This window comes from Halotia branconii CENA392, from assembly GCF_029953635.1.
Taxonomy (GTDB): Bacteria; Cyanobacteriota; Cyanobacteriia; order Cyanobacteriales; family Nostocaceae; genus Halotia; species Halotia branconii.
Map to the genome: position 1 here is coordinate 3,243,840 of NZ_CP124543.1, position 16,837 is coordinate 3,260,676.

A 16,837-nucleotide genomic window follows, 5' to 3' on the forward strand; every position below is an offset into this window, starting at 1 on the left:
TTTTTTATCTATTGTCTTCTTCTGGTTGATTCATCGCCTTTATTAATATCTAACTCTTCACGACGAAGGGTTTCTTCAGCTTCAACGGTATCTTGTTCTACCACTTTCTTAACTCTAACTTCCTCACGCAAAACAGCTTCCTTATGAATATCAGGAGTTTCTTCGTAAATCTCCATACGAGCGACTTCTCCTTCGCGGAAGTCAACATCGCCCGGAGAAACTGTCCTACCTGCCTCTGTGGGAGTAGTACGTTCAATAACTACTCGCTCTTTCTCTACTGGTACTGAAACTTGCGCTTTTTCAGTTTCAACATGTTTACCAACTGCTACTTCTCCGGTTTTAACGCGTGATTTGTTGGCAACTAACCGTTCTTCGTACAATTTGAGACTTTGATGATTCTGCTCATTCATCTGGTACAAATCTGGTTCTTGTTCGTAAGTATAACTCTCACGCTCGTAAGTAGGTTTTGGCATGGGTGCAGTTTCCCTCATTGCCGGCTCAGTATAAGCTTTTGGCGTATCTAAAGGTGCTGAACTTTCTACAGGAGTTTGTACATCTAAAGGTGTTGATGTATTTAAGGGAGTTTCCCTTGTAGGAGTGCGATAAACTTCTCGCAATTGCTCCTCGTAATCGTAATCAATTCGTTCCAAGCTGTGGAAATCAGGTAAGTTATCTACTTGCTCTCTAGTCAGTCCTGTAGCATATACTCGTCTATCAGAGTAATTGATTCGGGAACGCCCAATTGGCAACAACACCTGCTTACCAAAAATCCAGAAACCCGTGTCAATGACTAAATAGCGAAAGCGACCTGAATCATCCACTAAAATATGTTTGACAGTGCCAACTTTTTCATCATTTATGTCTGAGTAAGCATCAAAATCTCTGATATTGTAATTATCAAAGTCAGTATCTTTATAGTTGGCAGCAAAATCTTGTAGTTTATAAAGAGTCATAGTTATTTTTTATCTAAATTCTCTACACCCCCTATGCTAAAACTTTTTTGTATTACTCCATCTTTCTCATGGCTGAATTGTATGAAATAAAAATTTAATCCCTTTAGGGGATATATGAAATAAAAATTTAAACAACAATCTAAGTAGTTGTAAAATATTATTTTGTTTTTACTTAAAAAAAGTTGCTTTTGTAGGCTGCAAAATTATTTATCTATGAAAAACAGCCAATTATAAAGGGTTACAGCGTTTTCATCGAAAGAGGTAGATAAAAAAATAAGATATTTTAGAAATAATTAAAAAATATTATATAAACTTTTGTAAAGTTTATATAAGTTATAAATTACCGATATTTAGGAGGACATTTATAATGTCTATTTTATCTCATATATCTGTTGTAAGTGCATCTTTATTAACTTTAGGGTTAGCAGTAAGTACGACTGCTCAAACTTCTCCAAAACAAACTACATTTCCTGATGTTCCACCTAACTACTGGGCACAACCATTTATTCAACGTTTAGCCCAAAAAAATATGATTGTTGGATATCCAGATGGAACTTTTCGACCAGAACAGGCTGTACAGCGTGATGAATTTGCAGCAATGATTCGTCAAGCTTTTGATCAAGAGCAAGTGCGGCAAATATCAAGTGGAAGTGCTTATCAAGATGTTCCCCGTGACTACTGGGCTGTATCTGCAATTGAAGAAGCTTATCAACAAGGATTTATGAATAGCTATCCTAACAATTCATTTCGTCCAAATAAGCCAATGTCGAAATCACAGGCAATAGTTGCTTTAGTAAGGGGTCTAAATTTAGCACCAAAAAATCAACAAGCAACTCGTCGTGTAGCAAAACAACCTATATATTTTCCTTTAGCGGTGACTTCTTTGATGCAGCCTTTGATAGTGTCTCAAGCGAAGGCTGCAAAAGCACCTACTCAAACAACTGCTGTACAGAAACCTATGGTGGCACTTGTTAATAATTCTTATCAAGATTCTCCAGAAATTCCTAAGTATGCGGTTAACGATATAGGAATAGCCACACAAAGGAATATGGTAGTTAATTATCCTAATCCCAAGCTTTTAAATCCCAATCAGCCTTTGAAACGGGCGACAGCGGCTGCTTTAATTCATCAAGCATTGGTCACTCAAAATAGAATAGAACCTCTTCCTCAGAATGTGAAGGCTTACAACTATATTGTTCGACCTGGAATTAGCCAACAAGCTGCTCGATAATTTCCATATAATCTTACAAAAGCGATCGCCATTCTAACAGGCGATCGCTTTTTGATCAGTACCTCAGCCTGTCACAATGGTAATGACACTGCTTTTAGTCATAATCATTCAGTGAACGCCCCTAACAGCAACTCAGCCCAAACCCAATCACGCAAAGCGGATCACATCCGTATTTGCTTAGAAGAAGATGTTCAATTTCACGAAACCACCAACGGACTAGAACACTATCGCTTTCACCATTGCTGTTTACCAGAATTAGACCGCAACGATATTGATATCAGTACAACTTTTTTGGGGAAACACCTCGGCTCACCTTTATTAATCTCTTCCATGACTGGGGGAACAGAACAAGCCAAGACAATTAACCAACGTTTAGCAGCGATCGCTCAACATTATAAAATTGCAATGGGTGTTGGTTCCCAACGAGTAGCAATAGAAAAACCCCAAGTCGCTGATAGTTTTGCTATCCGCAAATATGCACCAGATATTCTTTTGTTTGCCAATTTGGGAGCTGTGCAACTTAACTATAAATATGGTTTAGATGAATGTTTGAAAATTATTGATATTTTAGAAGCTAACGCCTTAATTCTGCACATTAACCCGCTGCAAGAGTTTATTCAACCTAGAGGTGATACTAATTTTCGGGGTTTGCTTGACAAAATTACTCAGTTATGCCTTAAGCTCCCAATACCAGTGATTGCTAAAGAAGTGGGCAATGGAATTTCAGCAGCAATGGCACAGAAACTAATAGCTGCTGGGGTGACAGCGATTGATGTGGCTGGTGCGGGTGGTACTTCTTGGGCAAAAGTAGAAGGCGAACGCGCGGAAAATGCTTTACAACGACGTTTGGGAAAAACCTTTGCTGATTGGGGTTTGCCCACAGCAGATTGCATTACAAGTATTCGATCGCTAGCTCCAGATATACCATTGATTGCTTCGGGAGGATTGCGTCATGGATTAGATGTAGCCAAAGCGATCGCTCTTGGGGCAGATATCGCTGGTTTGGCAATGCCTTTCCTGCAAGCAGCGGTTTTATCAGAAGCAGCACTCTATGATTTGGTTGAAGTATTAATTGCTGAAATTACCACTGTATTATTTTGTACTGGCAATACTAATTTGCATAACTTGAAAAATTCTGGAAGTTTACAACGAATACAATATTAATGGGCATGGGGCATAGGGCATGGAGCATGGGGCATGGGACATAGGGCATAGGGCAGAGGTGTTAGAAATCATACTACTGACAACTGACAACTGACCACTGACCACACTTCGACTATGCGATAGTTGAATCTCGACTTCGCGGCAGTTGAGCGTAGTCGAAACTCGATTACCGCGCAGCGCTGCACTGAGCCTGTCGAAGTATCGAAACTCAGTGCATCGCTGACAACTGACAACTGACAACTGACCGATAACTAATAACTAATGCGTAACTTTCTAAAACAAACTTTGGCCAGCTTAGTAGGTAGCTTACTAGGACTGATGATTTTTTGTGGTGTTGGTACTACAGGACTATTTTTGTTGTTATTTGCGGCTGCGACTTTTAAAGATACCGGCCCAGTAGTGAAAGATAAGTCAATGGTTGTTTTTGACCTATCGATGAATATCACCGACAGAGAACCCAGTTCTAGCGAGGTCTTTCAACAAACTTTCTCAGGTGTTAAAGAAGAAAGGATGACCCTCCGCAATGTTCTAGATAACTTAGAAAAGGCGCGCCGAGATTCCCGTATTGTTGGTATCTATTTAGATGCTACACGTACCAGTGCAACTAATAGTTTAGGCTTTGCCTCTCTTAAAGAAATTCGTAAAGCTCTAGAAGAGTTCCGCGCCAGTGGAAAAAAAATTGTAGCTTATGGTATGGACTGGTCAGAAAAAGAATATTATCTGAGTTCGGTGGCAGATACCATTGTGCTTAATCCTTTGGGGATGATGGAAGTCAATGGTTTAAGTAGCCAACCGATATTTTTAACAGGAGCTTTAGAGAAATATGGTATTGGTGTGCAAGTTGTGCGGGTGGGAAAATTCAAAGGAGCCGTAGAACCATTTCTCCTTACCAAACTAAGTCCAGAAAACCGCGAACAAACACAAAAATTATTAGATGACGTTTGGGGAGAGTGGCGGACTACGGTAGGAACGAGCCGAAAAATTACTCCCCAAAAGCTGCAAGCGATCGCAGATAATCAAGCTATCTTAGAAGCTCAAGCAGCTAAGTCTAATGGTTTAGTAGATCAAGTAGCTTACACCGATCAAGTAGTTACTGATTTAAAAAAATTTACAGCTAGCGATCAAGAAGATAAGACATTTCGCCAAATTGACCTGACTGACTACGCCAGAGTTCCCAATAAGTCTTTAAGTGTAGAACGCGACTCGGAAAATAAAATTGCTGTGGTATATGCTGAAGGTGAAATTGTTGATGGTAAAGGCGAAGATGGACAAGTAGGGGGCGATCGCTTTGCTAAAATCTTTAACAAACTGCGACAAGATAAAGATGTCAAAGCTGTTGTACTGAGGATTAACAGCCCTGGTGGAAGTGCAACCGCAGCAGAAGTGATGCAACGAGAAGTGCGATTAACTCGCAATGTCAAACCTGTTGTGGTTTCAATGGGTGATGTGGCTGCTTCTGGCGGTTACTGGATTGCTAGCGACTCTAACCGCATCTTTGCCGAACCAAATACAATTACAGGCTCAATTGGTGTATTCGGAGTTTTATTTAACGGTCAAAAGTTAGCGAATGATAATGGTATTACTTGGGATACGGTGAAAACTGCGCGCTATGCTGATACTCAAACAGTTTCTCGTCCGAAATCGCCTCAGGAAATAGCACTTTACCAGCGTAGCGTCAACCGTATTTACAGTTTATTTCTTAATAAAGTTGCTCAAGGACGGAAAATACCAACCCAAAAAGTAGCAGAAATTGCCCAAGGTAGGGTTTGGTCAGGCGTTGCAGCCCAAAACATCGGTTTGGTGGATGAAATAGGCGGTTTAAATGCCGCGATCGCTTATACTGCCAAGCAAACAAAACTAGGCAAAGATTGGAAATTACAAGAGTATCCCCAAGAAAGCAGTTTTGAAGAACGCTTTTTTGGACGAGCAACTGAAGAAATACGCACCACTTTAGGAATTGAAGGTACACAACTCAAATTAGCCAACCCTTTAACTGCTGAGTTTCAGAAAATCCAACAAGAAATTATAATGCTGCAAAATATGAATGATCCTCAAGGAATTTACGCTCGCTTACCCTTCAATTTTAAGATTGAGTAGATTTTAGAAGTCAGGAGTCAGTGGTCAGTGGTCAGTTGTCAGTTGTCAGTTGTTTTTATCTCCTCTGCCCCTCTGCTTTTTTACTAATCCCTAGCCTCTAGCCCCTAGCCCCTTTTCTGCCCCTAACGGATATATTGAGCGTGGATATTTAGGCGGTATCTAAAAAAACGTTAAACTTCTTTGCGAATTAAGAAGTAAGCAAAAACAACATGATAAGTTTTGATGATGTGAATAAATAGCACAGAATTAATTTAAGGAGAACACAGTGGCAGTGGAATCTAATTTCTTAACGAGCGCATCTGCACCAAATGAAGATTTCAGCGAATACGTTGCACATCTACAACTTCACATGACTCTGCAAGCTCGCAATCTGGTTCCAACCCTAAAGCCGATACTTGAAGATAGCCGGGAACAATTACTCCATCAGACCCAAGCCAGCTTTGAAAAGGTAATTTCTCGGCAGGGACTGTAAAAGTTACAAACTTTAACCAAAATTCAAATAAAATAAAAGCAGATATGATTGAGCTAACATCAATAGTGCGCTCATGAGGTCTGCTTTTTTGTTTTTCTAAGTATTTTAGTTAAGAAAATCACCCTTTTGGAGCAATAGCAAGGAGTCCAAAGCCGTTAATATAATGGCAGGAGTTCTTTTGACTCAATTTTAGTTAGGGCTAAATGGCAGCTCGAATCAACATGACTTCATTACTTCCTCGAAATCTCAGCGTTGTCATCCGTCCAGTCCAGTACCGGGACTTGGATGGAATTGAGCGAATAACTCAAGAGTCATTCACAGACTCTGCCCCCAAGTGGGCTGGCTTCGACATACGCCAGATGCAAGGGCTGCACCGCTGGTATGGGTTACTCAAATTTTTAAGTTGGTTTCCCAATCCATTACAGTATCGTTTCTGTGCTTATGTAGCAGAACAAGGGCGTATGCTTTTAGGAATGATTCAAGTGTCGCCATTTAACCGTACACGCAGTACTTGGCGGGTAGATCAGGTAATGCTAGAGCGTGGTGTTGATAAACAAGGAATTGGCTCACAACTTTTACGCCATTGCTTTGAGTCGATTTTAGAAGCCCGCACTTGGTTACTAGAAGTAAATGTAAATGACAAAGAGGCGCTGGCACTTTATCGCCAAAACGGATTTCAGCGTCTAGCAGAAATGACATATTGGGAAATTGAACCCGAATTATTAACTGAATTAGCCCAACCAGAGCCAGACTTACCTAATTTGCTACCAGTAAGTAATGCTGATGCTCAATTGCTTTATCAACTAGATACAGCATCAATGCCGCCTTTAGTGCGTCAGGTGTTTGATCGTAATACCCGCGATTTCAAAACTAGTTTGTTCAGTGCTTTAACAGATGCTGTCAAGCAATGGATTACTAAGATAGAAATTGTGAGTGGCTATGTGTTTGAACCCCAACGCAAGGCTGCAATTGGCTATTTTCAGGTGCAACTTGATCGCAAAGGTGAATCTCCTCACGTCGCAACCTTAACGGTTCACCCTGCTTATACTTGGCTGTATCCAGAGCTACTTTCACAACTAGCTCGGATTGCTCAAGATTTTCCCCAACAAGGGCTGCAATTAGCTTCGTCAGACTATCAAGCAGAAAGAGAAGAGTATTTAGAGCGAATTGGAGCAAAACGCATTGAACATACTCTAGTGATGTCTCGCTCTGTTTGGCACAAGCTTAGAGAGTCTAAATTTGTTTCTTTAGAAGGGATTCAGTGGACTGGAGTGCTGCAAGGTCTACAACCAGCTCGTAAACCAATACCGGGTGGTATGTCATGGATACAACCAGGACAACAGCCAGCGCCAGAGAAAGTAGTGCCAAGCAAGTCTGAACCGATTAACTTTACGTGTAATAACTGTAGCCAGGAAGCATCTTGCCAGCCTAAACCCACAGATCTTAATCAGGAGAACTAATTTGATAGCGCCAGAGCAGCCAAAGCCGTTGATTTTAGCGTTAGGGCTAGATGTTGGTAGTAAGCGGATTGGTGTAGCTGGATGCGATCGCACTGGCTTGATAGCTACTGGTATTACTACAGTTGAGCGCACATTTTTTAACCGAGATGTTGAGCAAATACGCCAGATAGTTAACGAGCGTCAGGTAGAAATCCTGGTAATCGGCTTACCTTATTCAATGGATGGTTCTTTGGGTTCTCAAGCCCGTAAAGTACAGAAATTTGCTAAAAGACTCGCTACGGCTCTGCAATTACCAATAGAATATGTAGATGAGCGATTAACCTCATTTCAAGCCGAGCAAATGCTCATCGCGGAAAATCGTTCGCCATCACGCCATAAAGGCTTGATTGACCGCAAGGCAGCTGCTTTAATTTTGCAACAATGGCTAGATACAAAACGAGCCAAATCCTGCGGTTCATTGGCAGCTATAGAGTATTAATACTTTTAACGTGATATTCTGAAATCTATTACCCAGTAGTTGTATTTCTTTCTGAAGCTATTTTTTGACGTTCTATTATGTCATTAAACAGCAAAGTAATTTTTACAGTTACTGGTATTTATAAAGTCTCACACATCGGTTATGTTTTCCTCTCCATTTCCTGAAGAAAATGATCGCGCTCATGCAGGTTCTATCACTCTGACCGATGACACAGGGCGATCGCTTGATTGTTATATTGAACACTCACTCACCGTAGATGAACAAGAATATGTTTTACTGCTTCCTGTAGATTCACCTATAGAAATTTTCGCTTGGCAAGGTGAAGAGGAAGAAGAAGAAGCAGTTCTAGTAGACGATGATGCTATTATTAACCAAATTTTTGCCACTGCCCAAGCTGTCTTAGCAGAGCAAAATTTAATTGTCAAAAATAGTGCCTACGCTTTGACTGTAGCGGGAGATTTACCTCCAGTAGAAGAGTCAGAACTGTTTACCTTAGAAATTGAAGACGAAGAAACAGAATTAGAGCCAGAGCAGTTACAGCTACTTGCTAACTTTTATTATGAAGATCAAGAGTACGCTATTTATACGCCCCTTGATCCCCTGCTATTTTTTGCCCGAATGTCAGAAACAGGTCAACCAGAATTACTTTCTCCAGAAGAGTTTCGTAAAGTACAACCACTGTTAGAAGAACATCTTTTCAACGAGGTTGAATAAGTTTAGGAATCTTCCAAAAAAAACCAAATTACCTTTGTGCTGCCAGTGCGATCGCCTGTGGTAAAATTTGGTGTTCTTGAAGTTGAATCCTCGCGTGCAGTGTTTCTGGTGTGTCATTTGGCAACACAGGAACCGCTGCTTGGATCAATATTGACCCGCTGTCCACTTCTAAACAAACTAAATGGACTGTACAGCCAGTAATTTTGACTCCAGCAGCCAAAGCTTGTTCTACAGCATTAACTCCCTTAAAACTAGGCAACAAACTAGGATGAATATTAATGATTTTGTCAGGAAAGGCATCAATTAATACTGGTGTCACTAATCGCATCCAGCCTGCCATAATCACCAATTCAACATCATATTGCCTGAGAGTGTGGACAATTTTTTCATCAAAAGCTTCACGGCTGTTGTAGTCGCGGTGATTTAACAAAACCGCTTCTACGCCTCTGTTGGCTGCCCGGATGGGTGCTTGAGCTGAAGGGTTATTATAAATTAAAACTTGAATTTGGGCGTTAATTTGCCCTTTAGCGATCGCTTGAGCAACTGCTTCAAAATTGCTGCCATTACCAGAAGCCATAATCCCCAGTTTTAAAGGATTTTCTTGAGAATATGGATAATTATTAAGGCTGGGAGAAACTAAGCTAAAGGTAGAATCAGGGCAAAGAGTCATAACAGCCAGGAGAAAAAATTATAGATGCAAAAGAAAATATATACTAAGTCGTGGCTAGATAACGATACATTTGCCGCTTGGACTTTTCTGACACCGGCACTAATTTTGCTCGGCATCTTTGTGATTTGGCCAATTGCCTATTTGTTTTACCTCAGTTTCACTGCTGGCAGTTTCACCTCAAGCGGAATTTATTGGATAGGCTTAAAAAATTACTGGCGCTTGTTACTGACTCCTGATTTCTGGCAAGTTCTAGGTAACACCGCTTATTTTACTGTTGCTACTGTTATTCCCAGTTTAGCCATTTCTCTCGGATTAGCAGTACTATTAGACCGTTCCCTAGCTTTGCGGGGAATCTTACGAAGTGCCTATTTTTTGCCTTCAATCATATCTTTAGTCGCGGCTGGTTTAGGATTTCGCTGGCTATTCCAAAACACTGGCCCTGTAAACGCACTTTTAGATGTATTTGGCATTACACCGATTTTTTGGCTAGGAGATACATTTTGGGCAATGCCAGTACTAATTATATTGAGTATTTGGAAACAACTAGGTTTTAATATGGTAGTATTTTTAGCCGGGTTGCAAGCAATTCCTGCCAGTCGTTATGAAGCAGCAGAACTGGATGGAGCGAATGCTTGGCAGCAATTTTGGCATGTTACCTTACCGGGATTGCAACCTACTTTAATATTTGCCACAGTTACAACAGCTATTTTCACCTTACGGAGTTTTGAGCAAGTTTACGTAATTACAGGTGGCGGCCCACTAAATTCTACTAATTTGCTGGTTTACTACATTTATCAAGAAGCTTTTGCTCAATTTGACTTCGGTTATGCAGCAGCAGCAGCTACAGTGCTATTAGCATTTACTTTAGTATTAGTGTACTTCCAGTTACGCACTTGGGGCGAGGAGTAGGGGCAGCAGGGAGGCAGGGGAGCAGGGGAGGCAGGGGGGGCAGGGCAGGGCTGTTTCATTCCATAAGGCGAAGGGGGGATGATACTGGAACAGCACGAATTTGATAATTTCCTCGTGGTGAAGTTGGCTGCAACAAACCCGCATTTACCAATACCAGTAAAGTATTACTAGCAGCCTTTTTATATGTAGAGTCAGACCATGCAGCGACAGTTGAATTTTGGTCTCGCTTTCCTTCAAAGAAAGTTCGTAAATCAGCCAGTGTTACCATATAATCAAAACCTTTTAATTTGTCGAGCAGAACTTCGGCAATGAGTTCGCGCAGTAAGCGATGTTCTCGCAGAATCAGAAACAGTATAGTGAGCCGGCGAGTATCAGGATTGCCAGTTGCGATTAATTTAATGTACGCTTCTGGCACTTGATGAAGACGCTTGAGTATAGTTTGCAGCGCACGCTCACGAGATACTTGAGAGCGCAGTTGAAACAAATCTTCGACTAATACCCGTTGCCGAATATCTTTCTGGGTTAAACCCCAGTGCATCAGTTCAGCAACTTTCACAGTTTCAGTCAGAACAAAAGCATTGTTATCCCTCTTTTGTTGCCTTCGGCAGAGAATAATCTGAAACGCCTATTTTTACGTCTTTTCTCAACAAAAGGATGTAAATGATCAAGCCGGGATGCGATCGCCTACATTTGTGATGATATCTGAGACTCAGGCTAGGAATAATATTTTTCTCTCCTCGTAGTAACAAAAGAGGGATAAAGATAATGGTAGGTTGAAATTTTATTTCAAAAATCCTTACTCAGAACTAGGCATCTGTAGGTTTTTATAACAGTTTTATATTGAGGTGGGTTGAAAGATCGGAAGGTCGTCGGTTTAAAACTCATGGAGCCTATAATAATATTTAAGCTCATTATTTTTTGGAAACAATCAACAAATTTGGCAATGCGGACATTAATCTGTCAATGCGGACAAATAATTTGGCAAACGACAACAGAAAAGTATTGATTTAGTGTTCAAGCCAGCAGTCGGATTTGAACCGACGACCTTCCGATTACAAGTCGGATGCACTACCACTGTGCTATGCTGGCGCTTTGGTTATTAATTTCTAAATACTAACCAGTTTATAATTATATCACAGACTAGCTATTTGTCTACTCTTTGCAATATTTCCTCGATAATTCTAAATTCAAAATAAAAAACTTGCAAGTTCAAAACTCAAAAAGATTACCTCTGTATATGAAGTAATCTTTTTGACTAACGGCAGTAATTAAAATACTACCAAATTACATCCAAGTATTATTCTTCTTCCTCTAAGTTATCTTCGTCGTCGTCTTCTTCTTCATTAGATTTTGCTACGGAGTTAGCAGAAACTACAGCCCCCATATCTAGCTTTTGACGCACTAGTTCCTTAATTTGTTCAGCAAACTCAGGTTTTTCTTCCAGGTACTTGATAGCATTATCTCGTCCTTGAGAGATATTATCACCGTTATAGCTGTACCAAGCTCCTTTGCGAACAATCACGCTAGTTTCTTCTGCTAAGTCAACTAGACAACCTAAAGTAGAAACCCCTTTACCAAAAATAATGTCAAATTCTGCAATTCTAAAAGGCGGCGCTACTTTATTTTTGGCAACTTTGACTTTGACACGATTACCAAATTCATCTGTGCCTTTTTTCAAGGTTTGAATCCGGCGAATATCTAAGCGCACTGAAGCATAAAACTTCAATGCGTTACCACCAGTTGTAGTTTCTGGGCTACCGTAGGTAACACCAATTTTTTGCCGCAACTGGTTAATAAAAATTACTGTACAACCAGATTTACCTATATTACCAGTAATTTTTCGTAAAGCTTGACTCATTAATCGCGCTTGCAGACCAACATGAGTATCACCCATATCGCCTTCAATTTCGGCACGGGGAACCAGCGCTGCTACGGAGTCAATCACGACAATGTCAACAGCGGCGGAACGAACTAACTGATCGACAATTTCTAATGCTGATTCGCCGGTGTCAGGTTGAGAAACTAGTAAATTTTCAATGTCTACACCTAAAGCCGCAGCGTAAGTAGGGTCAAGGGCATGTTCAGCATCAACAAAAGCAGCAATCCCGCCATTTTTTTGCACTTCAGCGAGGGCGTGTAGTGCTACTGTAGTTTTCCCGGAACTTTCAGGCCCATAAATCTCAATCACCCTTCCTTTGGGTAAACCGCCACCCAATGCCAAATCCAACGTCAGCGCCCCAGTAGAGATCGTCTCCACCCGCATCCGGGTAGCATCGCCTAGGCGCATGATTGCTCCTTTGCCGAAGCTGCGTTCAATTTGGTTGAGTACTATATTTAACGCTTTTTGCTTGCCAGAAGTATCGGTGTTGATAGCCATTCCTGCCTCTAATGCCTCTAAAAATATATGGATTAAGGAGTGTTGCTTTGGAAGTTTGAGTAGAACAGATATACTATTTTAGCCAGAAAATTCTAGAATAGGACTTCTCAAATTAAAAAGGAAGTGTGACAAGATCCTAACCTGAACGCTACCTGATTGGAGTAATCCTGCACTATGATACCAACTTGAATTTAGAGATAGCTTGTTTTGGGCAAGAAAGTAAAGAATTATCCCAAAAGCAGTGTATCTATTTTAGATTGCTTTATTTTGAGCAGAGAAAAGCCGAGCTACCATTGCGGCGCGAGATGAAACTTCTAATTTACGAAACATCCGTTTTAAGGCTTGTTTGACAGAATTTTCTTGAATCCAAAGAGTAGAACCGATTTCAGCATTCGTAAGACCTTGTGCTACTAGTTCGGCAATTTGTAGCTCACGGGAGGTTAGCCGATGCTGAGATAAGTTATCTTCTAAATATGCACGCGATCGCACTGTTGCCAGCCAAGTGGATAAATGTAAACATAATCCACTCAGATCAGCAAGATTTTGTGTATCAAAGGCAGCAGTACCTCGAATGCGGGTAAAGCCAACAACACCGACAAGGCAACCATTGCTGACAATTGGCCCAGCCATCACATGCCAATGATCAAGACGAGGACAAATCAACTTCCATGCCTTTGGTGTTAATACTAAAGCTTCGTGAACAGGAGCATGATGCTCAACTAGATAGCGCACTACTGGATTATGCTCTACAGATAACCCCACTTCCAATAGACTCTGGAAACTGCTGTTAGCAAGAGGAAGCTGATCCCAGAAAAAAATTCCCCAACGATTAGCAGCAAAATAATTACCGATGCTATCCATAATCTGCGATCGCAAATCTTGTTCATTTTGCGTTTGGGCGATCGCTTGAAATATGGACTGCAAAGAATTGGTTATCATCTTGTTGCCAAGTATACTCTTTCGAGGACTAGATTAGCCGATAAATCAACCATATATTACCTCAATACCTCTATCAAAATTATAAAAATATGTTCAAGTATGCCCATCTTGAAGCACTTGTTAATTGCCAGTGGGTTATGAACCATCTCAACGATCCTAAAGTTCGCATCATCGAAGCAGACATCAGTCCCGAAGCTTACAATAACGCACATATTCCCAATGCAGTTTTCTGGAACATATTGAGTGATTTGTTACTTCCCGATTACCGCATCAATTTTGATACCACTGCCTGGGAAAAACTGTTAGCACGTTCTGGTGTTAGCAAAGATACAACAGTGATTACTTATGGCGATTATGGCGATTTACCTGCAACTGGGGCATGGTTATTTTGGCTTTTTAAAGTCTTTGGTCATGGCAATGTGCGGGTGCTTAACGGTGGTCGTCGAAAATGGCTTATGGAAGGTTTGCCGCTGACATCAGAAGCACCAGTCATATCACCAACCAGTTATCAGGTATCTGCTCTTGATGCAAATTTGCGAATCTTCCATCAGCAAGTGCAGGAGTCAATTGGTAAAACAGATTGCGTGTTAGTTGATGTGCGTACACCTCAAGAATACAATGGCGAGTGGTTTATGAATGAGCCACCCAAAGCAACTGAACGAGCAGGACACATCCCTAGTGCAGTATCTGTTTTTTATGGATTAGCTTTGAACGATGATGGAACTTTTAAGTCAATGGAAGACTTACAAGCACTTTATGGCGATAAGAATATTACTCCTGAACATCAGGTGATTACCTACTGTGCTATTGGTGGACGCTCTGGACATACTTGGTTTGTCTTAAAGTATTTACTGGGGTATCCCCATGTGCAGAATTATGATGGATCTTGGAATGAGTGGAGTCGGCTTGCTAATCTGCCGATTGAAAAATAAGAAACTCCACCCATATTGAAGAAGACAGAAGGCAGAAAGATCGATTGCTGGTGGGTCAGAATCCCCCTGCAATCGAAGACTGCCAAACAAAGTTTGAGGGGGGTCTTAAACCAAATTCGAGAAAGATAGGGCTACTCAACCAACAAATCAACCTTCTGCCTCCTGCCCTTTACCTTTCTCGCAAAGCGAGATCAAACCGAATTACTATATATATGCAATGTCTTGCCAAAAAGGGTGTTCATGTCGCAACTCTTAGCTAGTACTGGAACCATTGCTGCGATCGCTACTGCTGTTGTCCCGCAACAGGGTAGTGTAGGCATTGTCCGAGTCTCTGGTTCCCAAGCGATCGCGATCGCCGCAACTCTTTTTCATGCACCAGGACGGCAAGTTTGGGAAACTCACCGGATTCTCTATGGTTATATCCGTCATCCTCAGACGCAACAGCTAATAGATGAAGCGCTGTTGTTGATTATGAAAGCCCCTCGTTCTTACACTCGTGAAGATGTAGTGGAATTGCATTGTCATGGTGGAATTATCGCAGTACAACAAGTACTGCAACTGTGTTTGGAAAATGGAGCCAGACTAGCCCAACCAGGAGAATTTACTCTGCGAGCGTTTTTGAATGGGCGGGTGGATTTAACTCAAGCTGAAAGTATTGCTGATTTAGTCGGAGCGCGATCGCCTCAAGCTGCACAAATTGCTTTAGTGGGTTTACAGGGTAAGTTAGCTCAGCCGATTCGCCAGTTACGCGCCAATTGTCTAAATATTTTGGCAGAGATTGAAGCCAGAATTGATTTTGAGGAAGACTTACCCCCTCTGGATGATAAAGCTATCATATCAGAAATCAAAAACATTGCCGCAGAAATCAGTAAATTATTAGCCACGAAAGACAAAGGTGAACTGCTACGCACAGGTTTGAAAGTGGCGATCGTTGGTCGTCCGAATGTTGGGAAATCGAGTTTGTTGAATGCTTGGAGCCAAAGCGATCGCGCTATTGTTACCGATTTACCTGGTACAACCCGCGATGTTGTGGAATCTCAGTTAATTGTCGGGGGGATTCCTGTGCAAGTGCTAGATACAGCAGGGATTAGAGAAACAGTAGACCAAGTAGAAAAAATTGGCGTAGAGCGATCGCGTCGTGCTGCCAATGCCGCTGATTTAGTCTTGCTTACCATCGATGCTTCAGCAGGTTGGACAAAAGGCGATCAAGAAATTTACGCCCAAGTAAAGCATCGTCCTTTAATTTTAGTCATCAATAAAATAGACCTTGTAGAGACGCGATTCATCGCGTCTTGGAAATATCCCGATAAAATAAATCAAATTGTCACCACAATAGCGGCACAAAACCAAGGTATTGATACCTTAGAAATAGCAATTTTAGAAATAATTAAAACTGAAAAAATTCAAGCTGTTGACATAGATTTAGCGATTAATCAAAGGCAAGCTTCAGCCTTAATTCAAGCCAAAATATCCTTAGAACAAGTAAAAACAACAATTGCGGAAAAATTGCCTCTTGATTTCTGGACAATTGATTTACGAGGGGCAATTCATGCATTAGGCGAGATTACTGGAGAGGAAGTTACAGAATCAGTCTTAGATAGAATTTTCAGTAAATTCTGTATTGGTAAATAAATCAGATTTTGCAGATTGTCTTTTAGCTAAATGTTTCAAAATTAAGTGTTCACAAAGTAATCTGGTTTGATTTGGTGAACACTCGTAGAGGTAGGGAATAGAGAAGAAAAAATAATAATGTACCTAGCTTCGTCAAAATTAAATATGAGTTTTATATTTTGAGTAGCAAATGAATTAAAATGCTAGTTAGAGTGGTAGTATGAAGATTGCCAAAACAGCAGAAAAAGATTTGTTGAAAACCTGTAGGCATTTTTAGATCGTATCCTACTTTATGTACATCTCAATTCGCCAAGCAACCATACAAGATACCATGATAGTCTCCGATGTGCTGTTAGAAGCAGCTTCATGGCTTCAGCAGCGTGGTATACCTTTGTGGCATGATAGCGAAGTTTCACCAGCAAGTATCTCTGAAGATATTGCCGAAGGCTTGTTTTTCATTGCTGAATGGGCTGGTGAACCAGCTGGTACAATTAAGTTTCAGCTTGAGGATTTGCTTTTTTGGCCTGACATTTCTCAGGAGGAATCAGCATTTGTACATCGCCTAGCTATTCGGCGACGTTACTCTGGAGGTAAAGTCTCTTCGGCACTAATTAATTGGGCAATCGAATACGCACAAGCACTCGGTAGATGTTATTTACGGCTAGATTGCCAAGCTTCACGTCTACGCCTGAGAGCAGTATATGAAAGCTTTGGTTTCCGTCATCATAGCGATAGACAAATGGGGGCTTTTTTTGTCTCTCGCTACGAATATAAAATACCTCCAAAACTAACTTGATAAGTGATTAGACATAATTAAATCCAACTTTATT

At 40.9% G+C, this 16,837-nt stretch carries 16 protein-coding genes and 1 tRNA gene; 11 read left to right on the top strand and 6 right to left on the bottom strand.

Features of this window, described 5'->3' with window-relative positions; genetic code table 11:
• Window positions 1–8 precede the first annotated feature (8 nt).
• The gene (locus QI031_RS14170; RefSeq protein ID WP_281485761.1) at window positions 9–953 is read right to left on the bottom strand and encodes a DUF2382 domain-containing protein; all 945 of its coding nucleotides are present in this window, start codon (window positions 951–953) and stop codon (window positions 9–11) included.
• A 367-nt stretch (window positions 954–1,320) separates the two neighbouring features.
• Here QI031_RS14170 and QI031_RS14175 point away from each other — a divergent pair, with 367 nt between their 5' ends.
• The 7 genes from QI031_RS14175 to QI031_RS14205 all read left to right on the top strand — a co-directional run bounded on the left by QI031_RS14175 (window position 1,321) and on the right by QI031_RS14205 (window position 8,569).
• Window positions 1,321–2,184 carry an S-layer homology domain-containing protein gene (locus QI031_RS14175; protein WP_281485762.1) on the top strand — a complete coding sequence of 288 codons (864 nt, stop codon included), beginning with the start codon at window positions 1,321–1,323 and terminating at the stop codon, window positions 2,182–2,184.
• Window positions 2,185–2,295: 111 nt separating this feature from the next.
• Complete coding sequence (gene fni, locus QI031_RS14180; protein WP_281486024.1) at window positions 2,296–3,348, top strand: type 2 isopentenyl-diphosphate Delta-isomerase; 1,053 nt, start codon at window positions 2,296–2,298, stop codon at window positions 3,346–3,348.
• 261 nt (window positions 3,349–3,609) lie between these two features.
• Complete coding sequence (sppA, locus tag QI031_RS14185) at window positions 3,610–5,445, top strand: signal peptide peptidase SppA (protein ID WP_281485763.1); 1,836 nt, start codon at window positions 3,610–3,612, stop codon at window positions 5,443–5,445.
• 271 nt (window positions 5,446–5,716) lie between these two features.
• On the top strand, window positions 5,717–5,917 hold the full coding sequence (locus QI031_RS14190; RefSeq protein ID WP_281486025.1) for a hypothetical protein: 201 nt from the start codon (window positions 5,717–5,719) through the stop codon (window positions 5,915–5,917).
• A gap of 203 nt (window positions 5,918–6,120) precedes the next feature.
• Window positions 6,121–7,377: a GNAT family N-acetyltransferase gene (locus tag QI031_RS14195; protein WP_281485764.1), complete on the top strand. Its 1,257-nt coding sequence runs from the start codon at window positions 6,121–6,123 to the stop codon at window positions 7,375–7,377.
• A 1-nt stretch (window position 7,378) separates the two neighbouring features.
• Window positions 7,379–7,855, top strand: a complete 477-nt coding sequence (ruvX, locus tag QI031_RS14200) for a Holliday junction resolvase RuvX (RefSeq protein WP_281485765.1) — start codon at window positions 7,379–7,381, stop codon at window positions 7,853–7,855.
• 141 nt (window positions 7,856–7,996) lie between these two features.
• Window positions 7,997–8,569 carry a DUF3727 domain-containing protein gene (locus tag QI031_RS14205; protein ID WP_281485766.1) on the top strand — a complete coding sequence of 191 codons (573 nt, stop codon included), beginning with the start codon at window positions 7,997–7,999 and terminating at the stop codon, window positions 8,567–8,569.
• Window positions 8,570–8,597: 28 nt separating this feature from the next.
• Here QI031_RS14205 and purN read toward each other — a convergent pair whose 3' ends face one another.
• Window positions 8,598–9,239, bottom strand: a complete 642-nt coding sequence (gene purN / locus QI031_RS14210; RefSeq protein WP_281485767.1) for a phosphoribosylglycinamide formyltransferase — start codon at window positions 9,237–9,239, stop codon at window positions 8,598–8,600.
• Window positions 9,240–9,263: 24 nt separating this feature from the next.
• Between purN and QI031_RS14215 the strand changes: the two genes are divergently transcribed.
• Window positions 9,264–10,148: a carbohydrate ABC transporter permease gene (locus QI031_RS14215; RefSeq protein ID WP_281485768.1), complete on the top strand. Its 885-nt coding sequence runs from the start codon at window positions 9,264–9,266 to the stop codon at window positions 10,146–10,148.
• Window positions 10,149–10,203: 55 nt separating this feature from the next.
• Here the strand turns inward: QI031_RS14215 and QI031_RS14220 are convergent, their stop codons facing one another.
• The 4 genes from QI031_RS14220 to QI031_RS14235 all read right to left on the bottom strand — a co-directional run bounded on the left by QI031_RS14220 (window position 10,204) and on the right by QI031_RS14235 (window position 13,461).
• Window positions 10,204–10,764 (bottom strand): BrxA family protein, encoded by a 561-nt coding sequence (locus tag QI031_RS14220; protein ID WP_343217871.1) that lies wholly within the window; start codon window positions 10,762–10,764, stop codon window positions 10,204–10,206.
• A gap of 401 nt (window positions 10,765–11,165) precedes the next feature.
• Window positions 11,166–11,237: transfer RNA gene (locus tag QI031_RS14225), tRNA-Thr, on the bottom strand.
• Window positions 11,238–11,445: 208 nt separating this feature from the next.
• Complete coding sequence (gene recA / locus QI031_RS14230) at window positions 11,446–12,525, bottom strand: recombinase RecA (protein WP_281485769.1); 1,080 nt, start codon at window positions 12,523–12,525, stop codon at window positions 11,446–11,448.
• A 252-nt stretch (window positions 12,526–12,777) separates the two neighbouring features.
• Window positions 12,778–13,461, bottom strand: coding sequence for a LuxR C-terminal-related transcriptional regulator (locus QI031_RS14235; protein WP_281486027.1), 684 nt, complete (start codon window positions 13,459–13,461; stop codon window positions 12,778–12,780).
• Between the two features lie 140 nt (window positions 13,462–13,601).
• Between QI031_RS14235 and QI031_RS14240 the strand changes: the two genes are divergently transcribed.
• The 3 genes from QI031_RS14240 (at window position 13,602) to QI031_RS14250 (ending at window position 16,803) form a co-directional block, all read left to right on the top strand.
• Window positions 13,602–14,396 carry a sulfurtransferase gene (locus tag QI031_RS14240; protein WP_343217862.1) on the top strand — a complete coding sequence of 265 codons (795 nt, stop codon included), beginning with the start codon at window positions 13,602–13,604 and terminating at the stop codon, window positions 14,394–14,396.
• Window positions 14,397–14,636: 240 nt separating this feature from the next.
• Window positions 14,637–16,028 (top strand): tRNA uridine-5-carboxymethylaminomethyl(34) synthesis GTPase MnmE, encoded by a 1,392-nt coding sequence (gene mnmE / locus QI031_RS14245; RefSeq protein ID WP_281485771.1) that lies wholly within the window; start codon window positions 14,637–14,639, stop codon window positions 16,026–16,028.
• 271 nt (window positions 16,029–16,299) lie between these two features.
• The gene (locus QI031_RS14250) at window positions 16,300–16,803 is read left to right on the top strand and encodes a GNAT family N-acetyltransferase (protein WP_281485772.1); all 504 of its coding nucleotides are present in this window, start codon (window positions 16,300–16,302) and stop codon (window positions 16,801–16,803) included.
• Window positions 16,804–16,837: the final 34 nt, after the last annotated feature.